This window comes from Paraburkholderia elongata, assembly GCF_013177735.1.
Taxonomy (GTDB): Bacteria; Pseudomonadota; Gammaproteobacteria; order Burkholderiales; family Burkholderiaceae; genus Paraburkholderia; species Paraburkholderia elongata.
Genome location: NZ_WOEZ01000158.1, coordinates 1 through 11577 on the forward strand (window position 1 = coordinate 1; position 11577 = coordinate 11577).

Annotated in this window: 11 protein-coding genes and 1 pseudogene; 5 read left to right on the forward strand and 7 right to left on the reverse strand. The window is 63.0% G+C overall.

The features are described from left to right. The 6 genes from dmpG to GNZ13_RS28160 all read right to left on the reverse strand — a co-directional run. Window positions 1–713, reverse strand: a 713-nt coding sequence (gene dmpG / locus GNZ13_RS28135; protein ID WP_172170671.1) for a 4-hydroxy-2-oxovalerate aldolase, incomplete at its 3' end; no start/stop codon positions are given. Between the two features lie 10 nt (window positions 714–723). Further along, window positions 724–1623, reverse strand: a complete 900-nt coding sequence (locus GNZ13_RS28140; RefSeq protein ID WP_172170673.1) for an acetaldehyde dehydrogenase (acetylating) — start codon at window positions 1621–1623, stop codon at window positions 724–726. Window positions 1624–1657: 34 nt separating this feature from the next. Further along, a complete protein-coding gene (dmpE, locus tag GNZ13_RS28145) occupies window positions 1658–2440 on the reverse strand; it encodes a 2-oxopent-4-enoate hydratase (protein WP_172170675.1) in 783 nt (260 codons plus the stop codon). Between the two features lie 84 nt (window positions 2441–2524). Beyond that, window positions 2525–3916 (reverse strand): DUF1329 domain-containing protein, encoded by a 1392-nt coding sequence (locus GNZ13_RS28150; RefSeq protein ID WP_172170677.1) that lies wholly within the window; start codon window positions 3914–3916, stop codon window positions 2525–2527. A 100-nt stretch (window positions 3917–4016) separates the two neighbouring features. Further along, the gene (locus GNZ13_RS28155) at window positions 4017–5606 is read right to left on the reverse strand and encodes a DUF1302 domain-containing protein (protein WP_172170679.1); all 1590 of its coding nucleotides are present in this window, start codon (window positions 5604–5606) and stop codon (window positions 4017–4019) included. A 129-nt stretch (window positions 5607–5735) separates the two neighbouring features. Continuing rightward, window positions 5736–6644 carry an SDR family oxidoreductase gene (locus GNZ13_RS28160; protein ID WP_172170681.1) on the reverse strand — a complete coding sequence of 303 codons (909 nt, stop codon included), beginning with the start codon at window positions 6642–6644 and terminating at the stop codon, window positions 5736–5738. 174 nt (window positions 6645–6818) lie between these two features. Between GNZ13_RS28160 and GNZ13_RS28165 the strand changes: the two genes are divergently transcribed. From GNZ13_RS28165 to GNZ13_RS28180, 4 genes are all read left to right on the forward strand, one after another. Then, a complete protein-coding gene (locus GNZ13_RS28165) occupies window positions 6819–7724 on the forward strand; it encodes an alpha/beta fold hydrolase (protein ID WP_172170683.1) in 906 nt (301 codons plus the stop codon). Between the two features lie 122 nt (window positions 7725–7846). Further along, the gene (locus GNZ13_RS28170) at window positions 7847–8632 is read left to right on the forward strand and encodes an SDR family NAD(P)-dependent oxidoreductase (RefSeq protein WP_172170685.1); all 786 of its coding nucleotides are present in this window, start codon (window positions 7847–7849) and stop codon (window positions 8630–8632) included. A gap of 8 nt (window positions 8633–8640) precedes the next feature. After that, window positions 8641–9033, forward strand: coding sequence for a nuclear transport factor 2 family protein (locus GNZ13_RS28175; protein WP_172170687.1), 393 nt, complete (start codon window positions 8641–8643; stop codon window positions 9031–9033). Between the two features lie 17 nt (window positions 9034–9050). Then, window positions 9051–9572, forward strand: a complete 522-nt coding sequence (locus GNZ13_RS28180; RefSeq protein WP_172170689.1) for an LbetaH domain-containing protein — start codon at window positions 9051–9053, stop codon at window positions 9570–9572. Window positions 9573–9578: 6 nt separating this feature from the next. Here the strand turns inward: GNZ13_RS28180 and GNZ13_RS28185 are convergent, their stop codons facing one another. Beyond that, on the reverse strand, window positions 9579–10580 hold the full coding sequence (locus tag GNZ13_RS28185) for a helix-turn-helix transcriptional regulator (protein ID WP_172170691.1): 1002 nt from the start codon (window positions 10578–10580) through the stop codon (window positions 9579–9581). 183 nt (window positions 10581–10763) lie between these two features. Here GNZ13_RS28185 and GNZ13_RS53955 point away from each other — a divergent pair. Further along, a pseudogene (locus GNZ13_RS53955) lies at window positions 10764–11464 on the forward strand (AraC family transcriptional regulator); the annotation flags it as partial. Between the last annotated feature and the right edge of the window lie 113 nt (window positions 11465–11577).

The following is an 11577-nucleotide window of genomic DNA, read 5'->3' on the forward strand; positions in this document are numbered from 1 at the left end:
ATCGGCGTATTACCGGCGCCAGCCCCGAGACCAGCCGCAGCGGCATCGATCCGATTGGCCCCCGCAGCGATAGCCGCAATCGAATTGGCGACGCCCATCGCAAGATTGTGATGCCCGTGAAAGCCCAACTCCGTTTCAGGCTTCAACGCAGCACGAACAAGACCAATGCGCGCAGTCACATCGTCAGGCAGCATGTAACCGGCCGAGTCGGTGATATAAATGCAGTTCGCACCATACGATTCCATCAGCTTCGCTTGGCTTGCTAGCTGCTCGGGCGGCGACATATGCGCCATCATCAGAAAGCCAACCGTATCCATCTCCAGCTTGCGCGCAAGACCGATGTGCTGCTCGGACACATCCGCTTCCGTGCAGTGCGTCGCGACACGGATCGTGTGCACGCCGAGCCCGTGCGCCATGCGCAGATGTTCAACCGTGCCGATACCCGGCAGCAGCAGAGCAGACACCTTGGCCTGTTTCAGTTCGGCGATCACCGCGCTCAGATAAGCCTCGTCGGTATGCGCCGGAAAGCCGTAATTGACCGACGCGCCACCCAGGCCGTCGCCGTGCGTGACTTCGATGAGCGGCACGCCGGCGGCGTCGAGGCCGCGTGCGATCGAACGCATCTGGTCGAGTGAAATCTGATGACGCTTGGGGTGCATGCCGTCGCGCAACGTCATGTCGTGGACGGTGATGCGGGTTCCTGCTAATGACATGGTGGGCTCCTTACGCAGTGGCAGGGGATGCGGCGAGCATCTGTTGGGCAAATACTTCGGCGGTACGCGCGGCGGCCGCGGTCATGATGTCGAGATTGCCTGCATATTTCGGCAGATAGTCGCCGAGGCCTTCAACTTCCATGAACACGGACACGCGGCGGCCATCGAACACGGGGCCGTTTTTCAACGTATAGCCCGGTACGTATTGACGTACTTCGTCGATCATGGCGTGCACGGAGGCCGTAATCGCTTCGACGTCCGGATCGGTTTCAGTCAGGCAATGGATCGTGTCGCGCATGATCAGCGGCGGCTCGGCCGGATTGATCACGATGATCGCCTTGCCCACCGCAGCCTCGCCGATCTGTTCAATCGCGAGCGAGGTGGTGCGGGTGAACTCGTCGATGTTCTTGCGCGTGCCGGGGCCGACGGAGCGCGACGAAACGGTCGCCACGATCTCGCCGTAGACCACGCGCTGTACGCGCGAAACCGCATGCACCATCGGTATCGTCGCCTGACCGCCGCACGTGACCATGTTGACGTTCATGGCCTGCTGGTCGATCTGCGCGGCGAGGTTGACCGGCGGCACGCAGAACGGGCCGATCGCAGCGGGCGTCAAGTCGATCACGCGCACGCCGCGCGCGGTCAGCTTGTCGGAATGCTCGCGGTGCACGTACGCGGAGGTGGCGTCGAAGGCGATGCGGATATCGTCGGCGGCCAGATGCGGTAGCAGGCCATCAATGCCGTCTGCAGTCGTCTTCAGTCCCATCTCGCGGGCACGTGCGAGGCCGTCGGAGTCCGGGTCGACGCCCACCATCCACACGGGTTCGAGCACCGCGCTGCGGCGCAGTTTGTACAGCAGATCGATGCCGATATTGCCGGGCCCGATCAACGCGCATTTGATCTTGCTCATTCAATGCATCCTCAAGGAAAAGACGGTCAAACGGTCAGATGAAGCGCACGGAACAACTGCCGATGCCTTCAATCCGCATGTGCAACTGGTCGCCGCAAGCGACGGGAATCAATGCCGCCAGCGAACCCGACAGCACGACTTCTCCGGCGAGCAGCGGCACGCCGAGTTCGCCGAGCGTGTTCGCGAGCCATGCAACTGCATCGGCCGGATGGCCCAGCGCGGCAGCGCCGATTCCTTCTGCGGCACGCGCGCCGTTCTTATCGAGCGTCATGCGGCACGCGGCGAGATCGAGCGCGTGCGGCGCGACGCGTTCATCGCCGAGCACGTAGACGCCGCATGACGCGTTGTCGGCCACCGTGTCGCCGATACGGATCGCCCAATCGCGGATGCGCGAATCGACGATTTCGAAGCACGCGCCGACCGCTTCGGTCGCGGCAAGCACAGCCTCTCGCGTGATGCCCGGGCCGCGCAAATCGTCTTTCAGATAGAACGCGATTTCGCCTTCCGCGCGCGGTGCGATCAGCTTCTCAATTGGGATGTCCTCGCCGGCGACGTAGTGCATGCCGGAAAGCAGCACGCCGAAATCCGGCTGGCGTACGTCGAGCATGTCTTGCACGACCTGGCTCGTCACGCCGATTTTCTTGCCGACGACGGTTTCACCGGCTCCGATGCGACGCGCGACGAAGTGCTGCTGCACGCGGTAAGCGTCGGCGAGCGACAAACCACCGGCGCGCGCCGAGAACGGTGCAATCGGCGCGCGCTCGCGCCATGCGTGGTAAAGCTCGTCGCCGAGTGTGGCGTGAAGTGTCGAAGTCATGGCGACCGCAAATAGAAAGGGAAAAGCGCCGGGGCAGAACCTGAATCCGTCCCCGGCCGTGGCTTCAATAGAGGCGCAACGAAATCAATTGCCCGCGCCGCGAATCGCATCGGGCGAGAAGTACGCTTCGGTCAGTTGCGAGCCACGTGTGAGCACCGGCATCGGTTCCTGATTCGCCAGACGATCCGCGTAATAGGCGCCCGAGATCAGGTCGTGATAGAACACGGCGGTCGAGTAGAACGATTTGGCGTCGAACGCGTAGAGCGTCGGGGCGAGGTTGGTGCGCCACAGCGTGTCGCGGGCGTCGTAGTTGTCGGCGGTGACTGCGTTCCATGTGTCCTCGTCGAGATACAGCACCCGTTTCGCGTATTGATGGCGATAACCGGACTTGAGCGTGGCTTGCAACACCCACACGCGATGCAGTTCGAAGCGCATGTACTGCGTGTTCTCGTGACCCTTGGTTAGCAGATCGGTGTATTTGATCGACGGGTCCATCAGCTTGTAGTTGTCGTACGGCACATACACTTCGCGCTTGCCGAGGATCTTCCAGTCGTAACGCTCGCCCGAGCCGTTGAAGAGGCGGTCGTCGTCGACGGTGCGAAAGCCGCCAGGACCTTCGGGTTGATCGAAGCCGAACTCAGGCGCCTGACGCACGCGCCGCGTGCCCGGGTTATATGACCACGTTCTGCGGGTGTCGGTGCCTTCCTGATCCCACATTTCGAAGCCGGTGATGATCGTGCCGCGATCGGACAACGGCAGCATGGTGGTTTGACGGAAGAAGCTCTTTGTGTTCAACGCGTTCTTCGGATCGAAATGGTCCGCGCTGCGCGGCCCGTAAATCGCGTACTGCACCTTGCCCCATGCGATGTTGCCGTCCGGGTAGACCACGGCCTGGTCGTAGGTCGCGGTTTCGCCTTCGATCGCGGATGCGAAGCGCAGATTCCACATCGCCTCGACCCCGTTCTTCGGCACTGGGAACGGCGTGACCGGCGGGAAATCCTTCAGGCCGTTCTGGTCTTTCGTCATCGTGGTGGTGGGCGCGAACAGGCGGATGTCCTTGTACACGGCGTCGCCATAACTGAAATCGCGATGGCTCGGATAGACAGGAATCTTGAAGGTATCCGGATACTTCTTGAGCAGCGCTTTCTCGCCGTCGGTGAGGTGCGCTTCGTATTGCTGCATGTTCTGCGCGGTGATCACGACGAGCGGCTTCTCGCTTGCGTACGGATCGGGGAAACGCTGTCCCGGCTTGTAGTCGACGCCCGGCGGCGTGCCGAACCATTTGCCGCTCCACGCGGGGATCGTGCCGTCGGCGTTGCCCGCGCGCTCGGCGCCCATCGGCGTGAGCGGGCCTTCGAGTTTGGCGAGATCTTCCGGGCTGGTTTTGGCGAACGATGGGGCGCCCAGTGCGGCAGCGAGCGCGGCGCCTGCCGCGAACACGCAGACACGCAATGCGGGATTGAAAATTCGACTCATGACGAAATCCTCTTGCAGTAAAAAGACGGCTGATTCAAAGGGTGATGCATGCTGCAACGCGCCTGAAATTCAAGGCGCTCAGTCAACTCGACGCGCAGCATCAGAACGAGTAAGTTGCGGTGGCGAGCACATAATCGCGATCGGCGAGCGGACGATTGTTCGGATCCGGCCGGCCGAGGAATTTCGCGTAGACGATTCCGAGCTTCAGGTTGCTCAGGCGCGTGAAGTTCACACCGACTGTCACGCGGTGGTCGCCCACGCCGGTCAATGAGCCAAGCCCACCGGCTAGCGCCGATTTGCCGGTGAAGTCGTCGGCATAGGTGATCGGCACGTCGACGTCCCAGCCGTTGAAGACGTTCTTGTAGCTGAGCGTCCATGCCACGTCGAAGGCGGCGGAATTGCGCGTATTGGTGAGCGTCGTCGAGCCCATAATCGGTGTGACGTTGCCGGCGTGTACATACGAAACTTCACCCACCAGCGTTTGCGATGCGGCAAGGAAGGTCGGTCCGATCGAATAGATCGCCGAGAGATTCGACTGCCAAACGTCGCCGCGTGTCGATTGCGGACCCAACGGGGTGTTCACGAGCACCGCGGCGCCTTGCCGGTACGACGTTTCACCGGCGACGTTCACGCCGTTCAGATCGGTCGAGAAGCTCAGGCCGCTGAGTTTGATGTGGTCGAAGTACTTCTGCTGATACTGCAGCGTGGGGAAGTAGGTCGTCACGACACTCGGGTTCATGTCGTTGTAGTGCAGGTAGTACGCACCAATTTCGGTGTCGCCGAAGACGCGCCAGCGCGCGCCCAGGCCCCACTGGTCGTCGCCGTTCGGCCGGATGTCGTTGCCTCGCGGGATATGGATGCCGCCTGGCCCGATGATGTATTGCGAGCCGGGGCCGACGAGATCCGAGTAGCTCCAGTAAGCGCCGGCCGGTACGAGTCGGTTAGGCGTGAACGCGAACTGGTAATAGCCGAGCAGGCTGAAGTTAGGCGCGAGTTGCCACTGCGTCGAAATTTGCGGCACGGGCAGCAGGATGTCCTTGACCTCCGCTCCGGCCACATAGCTGGCGGTCGCATTGGCTGGCCCCTGGGCGCCCGCGATGTTCGGAAAGAACACGCTTTCGCCCCACGCGACCACCTGTTCCCCCACCTTGACGTTCAGACTCGTGCCGCCCAGGTGGATCGTGTCGTACGCGTAGGCTGCAAGCAACTGCGGGTATCCGCCGGCAAAGTAGCTCGCATCGCTGGTGAACTGGTTGTACGCGCCGCTATGGTTGACGGTGAAGGGGGCGTTGTTGTTGTTCGGGTGCTGGTATGCCTGATCGTAGAACACGTTGGCCCGCACGAAGACCCCCCAGTCGTCGTGCTTAAGGTTCACCTCGCCGAGCAGGCTCACCTGATTTTCGATCAGCTTGTTCTTCGCGAAGTTGCGGTCGCCGTCGTCGCCATTGATGTTCTCCGGCGTCAGCAGATTGCCGCTCGGCGCGCGCGTGCGCATGCCCAGACCGTAGCCGAGCGTGAAGGTGTAATCGAGCGTGGTGTCCGTGCCGAGATTCACCGTGTCGCCCGCGTAAGCCGATGTGGCGAACGTCGTCATCGTCGCTGCCGACGCCGCTGCCAGCACGGCGAGTCTGCATGCCGCGCACACCGCGCGCATTGCCGGTGCGCGCTCTTGTGTTCCGTTGATCTGCATCCTGTCTCCTCTGTGGTCACATCTGAAATTTGTTGTGATCAGAGGTTAGGGGGCACGTGCGGAGCGAGAATCGTCAAAACGGACTAGACGCTTGCCCCAGGGATGCGAGGTGTGCGCGTGTTAATGCATCTATGGTTTCGTGGCGAACGCCTTGTGCAGGTCGGTGGCGGCGAGAAAGGCGGGCACTTCGCCGCCGCCTTCGAGAATCAGGTTGCTGCCCGATGCATAGGCGGCGTGCGGCGAAGCGAGGAACAGGCACGCGGACGCAATATCGCCGGGTTTCGCGAGCCGGCCTGCGGGAATCGTCGCGGTGATGTTGTCGAGCGCGGCCTTGCCGTCTGCCGCAGAGGTCCCCGTGTGCCCGCTTGTGGCGGCTTCGGTTTCGACGAGGCTCGGGCTCACCGCGCACACGCGAACCTTGGGGGCCCATTCCACGGCGAGCGAGCGTACCGCATTGAGCAAGCCGGCTTTCGCTGCGCCATAGGCCGCTGTTCCCGGCGACGCCCGCAAACCGCTCACGCTACCGATGAATAGCAAGACGCCGCCTTCCGGTTGCTGTTGCATCAGCGCATTCGCACGTTGCGCGATTTGCAGCGGCGCCAGCAGGTTCAGACGGATGACGGCTTCGGTGAAGCGCGGTGAGGCCTGCGCGGCAAGTGCGAACGGCGCTCCGCCCGCGTTGCTGACGAGTACGTCGAGCCGGCCGGTTTCGCGTTCGATCTGCGCGAGCATGGCGTCGATTGTGTCGATGTCGCGCACGTCCGCGGCGATGAAGCGCGGGGCGTTCTCAGGAGAACGCGCATGCAGACTCTCGTGCGGACCCTTGTGCGAATCCTCGCGCGGACCGGCATGCGGACGTTCGTGGAAACCCGCCTGCAAGCCCACTTGCGAGCCTGCAACCGCGTTCGCTGGCGGCGTGCGTCCGCATACGTACACCGTTGCGCCCGCGTCTCCGAAAGCTTGCGCGATGGCCGCCCCGATCCCTTTGGTGCCACCCGTCACCAGCACCACCTTGCCGCTGAAATCGAACCCTGTCATTGCCGCTGTCTCCCGTTGTTCATGTGGGGCCGATGGTAGGAGAAATGCAGCGCTGCCTCGTAGTCTGAAAAGACGATGCTCCGGTGTGGATTCGCAGAGATGATGTTTTCGCTGGCGACCCTCATACAATCTGCCGCGCCGAAGAGCGCGGCGCGAGACTGGAGACAAGCGCGCATGAACGCAACGCCCACCGAGTCCCAACACGCCGACGCGCACGGTAATGCGCAAGATAAGTCCGGCAGCGCGCCGCCAACCCTGCAGGCACCCAGGGGGATTTTCACGGAGATCCCCGGCGGCCTGACACTGCATCACTTCGAAGCCGGCAGCGGCGCGCCCGTTGTGTTCATCCATGGCAGCGGCCCTGGCGCGAGCGGCTTCAGCAACTTCAAGCACAACTACCCGCAGTTCGCCGCGGCAGGTCTCCGGGCTATCGTGGTCGATCTGCCGGGCTATGGCGCCTCGTCGAAGCCCGCGGATGTGAACTACACGCTCGATTTCTTCGTCGACGCGTTGCGCGCGCAACTCACGGCGAACGGCATTGGCCGGGCGACCTTGCTCGGCAATTCGCTCGGCGGCGCGATCGCGTTGCAATACGCGCTCGACTATCCCGACTACGTCGACAGCCTGATCATGATGGCGCCGGGCGGTGTCGAGGAGCGCGAGACCTACTTCAAAATGGAGGGCATCCAGAAGATGGTGTCGCTCTTCACAAACCGCCAGATGAACCGCCTGACGATGCGGCAATTGCTCGAACTGCTGGTGTTCGATCACAGCCTCGTCACCGATGCGCTGGTCGAAGAGCGTCTGCGCGTGTGCGAGCAGCAGCCGCCGGAAGTGCTGTCGACGATGCGCGTGCCCAACCTGACTGAAAGGCTCGGCGAACTCAAATGTCCGGTGCTGGGTTTCTGGGGCACGGACGACCGCTTCAATCCGGCCAGCGGCGCGATGCGTTTTCTCGAACATTGCGCCGACGCGCGCTTTGTTCTGATGAATCGCTGCGGGCATTGGGTGATGGTCGAGCATCGGCGGTATTTCAATCGCGAATGTCTGGAATTTCTCGCGGAGCGGCGCACCGCTTGAGGCATGCTTCGAATGCGGCGTGAATGGCGTGAATGGCGTGGCCGGTGTGCCCGGTGCGACCCGCGCGACCGACCCAAGGCCAGGCGCCGCAGAAACCCCAACTACAACATGACGGAGACGGTATGACATTTCCCCATCAACTGTTCGAAATGAGCGGCAAAGTGACCGCCATCACTGGCGGTGCGCGCGGCATCGGTGCGCAGACAGCGCGCACGCTGGCGGCGGCCGGTTCGGCGATCGCAGTGCTCGACGTGCTGACGGAACCGGGCGAGCAACTGGTCGCCGAGATCAATGAGTCGGGCGGCCGCGCGGCGTTCTGGAAAATGGACGTCACGCAGGAAGACAACGTGCAGCGCGTGTTCGGCGAAATCGTCACGCGCTTTGGACGGCTCGACGCGCTGGTGAACAACGCCGGTATAGAAGGCGCGAATCTGCCCACACACGAAATGACGCTGCAGCAATGGCAGAAAGTCATCGACGTCAATGTGACGGGAGTGTTCCTCTGCACCAAATACGCGATTCCGCACATGCTGGCGGCGGGCGGTGGCTCGATCGTGAATCTGTCGTCGATGTATGGGCTGGTCGGTGGGCCGGACGTGCCGGCGTATCACGCATCGAAGGGTGCGGTGCGTTTGATGGCGAAGACCGACGCGATGCTGTACGCCACGCAGAATATCCGCGCGAATTCCGTGCATCCTGGCTTTATCCGCACGCCGCTGCTGGAAGAGGCGTTCGCAAAGCTCGGTGACCCGGAGCAGATTTTCGCGCATATGAAAACGCTCGTGCCGCTTGCGAAGATCGGCGACCCGCAGGATATCGCGGCGGGCATTCTGTATCTGGTGTCGCCGGCCGGCCGCTATGTGACCGGCGCGGAGCTGGTGATCGACGGCGGCTACACCGCACGTTAGGAGGACGGATGAATACCAGTGAAAACATGAAGGCCCGCCTCGTCGACTATATCGAGGCGTTCAATGCGGCCGACGCTTCGCGCGTCGTTGCGCTGTTCGCCGATAACGCGAGCGTCGAAGACCCGGTCGGCACGCCCTTGAAGGAGGGCAAAAGCGAGATCGAAACGTTCTATACGTACGCGACCTCGGTTGGCGCCCGGCTCGAACTGACGGCGCCGCCGCGCGGCTCGCACGGCAATAGCGCGTCGATCAGCTTTCGCGTGCATATCACGGCGCAGAACGGCCGGCCCGCGCACATCGACGTGACCGACGTGATGGACTTCGACGCCGCCGGCAAGATTCTGCGCATGCGTGCGTACTGGGGCGCGGACGACTATCACGTGCTCGCAGACGCGAGCTGAACCGGGACGGCGGCACGATGGCGCTCTACGAGTTCAACGGAAAGCGGCCGCGCGTCGATCCGTCAGCGTACGTTCATCCAAGCGCCGTGCTGATCGGCGACGTAACGGTGGCCGCCAGCTGTTACATCGGGCCGCATGCGAGCCTGCGTGGGGATTTCGGCGCGGTGGTGGTGGAGCGTGGCAGCAACGTGCAGGATAGTTGTGTGCTGCACACCGGTGTGGCGAATGCTTGCCGGCTCGGCGTCGACAGTCATGTCGGGCACAGCGCGATCATTCACGGAGCGACGTTGGAACCGAACACGATGGTCGGCATGCATGCGGTCGTGATGGACGGCGTCGTGCTCGGCGCGGCGAGCATCGTGGCCGCTTGCACGTTCGTCAAGAAGGACTGGCGGGTGCCTGCGGGCGTGCTGGTGGCCGGGGTGCCAGGGCGCGTGGTGCGCACCCTGAGCGATGACGAGATCGTGGCGAAATCGTCCGGAACCCGGCTTTACCAGCAACTCGCGGCGGATTGCCTGCGCACCATGCGCAGCGTTTGAGTTCTCCTACGTCACATACCCCTGCGCCACATTGATCAACTGCACGCGATTGCGCACGTTGAACAACTGCCGCAGGCGCCGCAAGTGGTAGTCGACGTTATGCGGCGACAGCCCGAGGAAGTAGGCAATTTCCTTGTCGCGCTGCCCCTGCACGACCGCCTTCAGCACCGCATGCTGCAAGTCGCTCAGCGTGACGCGCTGCTGCTGCGCGGGCGCGATGCCGATCACGCTCTTCGCGTGCGTCCAGATGAATTCGTGAATCGTGTGCGCGAACATCAGCGTTTCGGCCACGATCGATTCCGTCATCCAGCGCGGATTGCCGATCTCCGAGTTGAAGCACAGGCTCGCGCTCAGTTCCGGCTCGGGCAGCGGCATCTGCGTGAGAATCCCGCTTTTGCGGCCGGTGGCCTCCAGCATGTCGATCAGCCCGCCGAGCCGCTCGCTGCGCATCTGCGCGCGCGGCAGGTCGGCGCGCATGTCGGCGGTGTTCCAGAGGAACGGCATGCCGGTCGGCGACGCCAGCGCGACGCGCGGATCGAGCTCGAAATAACGCTCGCGGAAATAGCGCGTGAGCCATGTCTGCGACTCGTAACTGGTCAGCACGAACATCGTCTTGTGATGCGCGGTGGTGCGCGTGGCTGTATAGCTGAACGAGTCGAAGCCAAGTTGCCTGATGCGCCGCCGCACGAATTCGATGCGGTCCTGCGCGCTGCCAAATCGCACCAGCGGGCTGATTATCGGTGCGGCCCGCCGCGCGGCGGGCGCGGGCGTGCCAATCTCCTCCTCGGTGAAGAGCGTGAGAAAACCTGTGGGCGCCATGCCTGATGCGGTGCGGATGGATGCCCTGGATGCTTCAGCCGCGTGGGCTGATTCCTCGGGTTGCCGCGTGCCGGCCGGGTAAGCCGGTTGTGCGGTAACCGCAGAGTTGTAAGCCGCCGACACGTGGCTGGCTTCGCCTTGCGGCGAGCCGGTCAGCCAATGAGGCAGCGTATCGCATTCGTGTTCCATGAAACGGTAGCTCCGGCGTTCGAAACGCGTGATGGACGACAACCTGGATGATTAACTATTTCCAAATATTACGGTAGCCGGTTCCTTGCTATCATTTTCGAGATCTTGCGCTGACCTCTAACCGGCGACGCGGGTGTGGCAGGGTTTGCTCATGTGCATACGGAACCTCCCAGAAGAGACTTGATGGCAAAAATTCCAAAGCTGACAACGACGCTTGCCTACGACCGCTATATGGCGGGCCAGAAACTGGTGTCGAGCGTGGATCGCCCGTGGCGTCACCTGGTGCTGCGCTCGTATCTCGAACCGGCCGAGCAGGAACTGCTGGAGGCGCCCGGTCTGCAAGACGTCACGCTGATGACGCTCGGCAGCGGCGCCGAACACCTCGAGCGCAACCTGAATGGGCGCTGGGAGAGCGCCGACCTGCGCGTGGGCGACGTCTGGTTCGTGCCGCCCGCGCCGATCTCGTGGCGCTGGCGTTCGATCAGCGATGAGCCGCTGTCGACCGTTCATTTGCACCTGGAGCGCAGCCTGATCGACAGCGTCGCCGACCAGATGAGCTGGGCGGCTCACGCGAGCTGTCGCTTGGCGACGCGATGCAGTTTCACGATCCACTGATCGCCGCGATGCTCGGCGCATTGCATCGCGCCGCGGGCGACCCCACCGACTCGCGGCTGTATGTCGACGCGCTGGCCCACGCGCTCGCCGCTCACCTGTTGCAACATTACTCGCGCGGCCGTCACGCCGAGGCCGGCCTGCCGCGGCAACCCGAGCGATTGGTGCCGCGCCGCATCCGCCGTGTAACCGATTACATTCGCGCCAATCTCGCCGTCGATCTCGCCATTGGCGAACTGGCCGCGCAGGCTGGCTTAAGCACAATACTGTTCACTTGATAACCACTTTGGGCGCTATTCGCTGATTCAGCGGCTCCCATCGTCGCCGGATCCGGAAATTCGACATCTTTCGCTTCACGCCGCGGGGATTGCGCTTGCCGCGGCTT

What these genes read in the sequence shown, in the direction of transcription:
- GNZ13_RS28140 (WP_172170673.1), bottom strand. Translation starts at nt 1,623, where the DNA reads ATGAGCAAGATCAAATGCGCGTTGATCGGGCCCGGCAATATCGGCATC.
- GNZ13_RS28180 (WP_172170689.1), top strand. Translation starts at nt 9,051, where the DNA reads ATGGCGCTCTACGAGTTCAACGGAAAGCGGCCGCGCGTCGATCCGTCA.
- GNZ13_RS28185 (WP_172170691.1), bottom strand. Translation starts at nt 10,580, where the DNA reads ATGGAACACGAATGCGATACGCTGCCTCATTGGCTGACCGGCTCGCCG.
- GNZ13_RS28155 (WP_172170679.1), bottom strand. Translation starts at nt 5,606, where the DNA reads ATGCAGATCAACGGAACACAAGAGCGCGCACCGGCAATGCGCGCGGTG.
- GNZ13_RS28170 (WP_172170685.1), top strand. Translation starts at nt 7,847, where the DNA reads ATGACATTTCCCCATCAACTGTTCGAAATGAGCGGCAAAGTGACCGCC.
- GNZ13_RS28160 (WP_172170681.1), bottom strand. Translation starts at nt 6,644, where the DNA reads ATGACAGGGTTCGATTTCAGCGGCAAGGTGGTGCTGGTGACGGGTGGC.
- GNZ13_RS28150 (WP_172170677.1), bottom strand. Translation starts at nt 3,916, where the DNA reads ATGAGTCGAATTTTCAATCCCGCATTGCGTGTCTGCGTGTTCGCGGCA.
- GNZ13_RS28175 (WP_172170687.1), top strand. Translation starts at nt 8,641, where the DNA reads ATGAATACCAGTGAAAACATGAAGGCCCGCCTCGTCGACTATATCGAG.
- dmpE (WP_172170675.1), bottom strand. Translation starts at nt 2,440, where the DNA reads ATGACTTCGACACTTCACGCCACACTCGGCGACGAGCTTTACCACGCA.
- GNZ13_RS28165 (WP_172170683.1), top strand. Translation starts at nt 6,819, where the DNA reads ATGAACGCAACGCCCACCGAGTCCCAACACGCCGACGCGCACGGTAAT.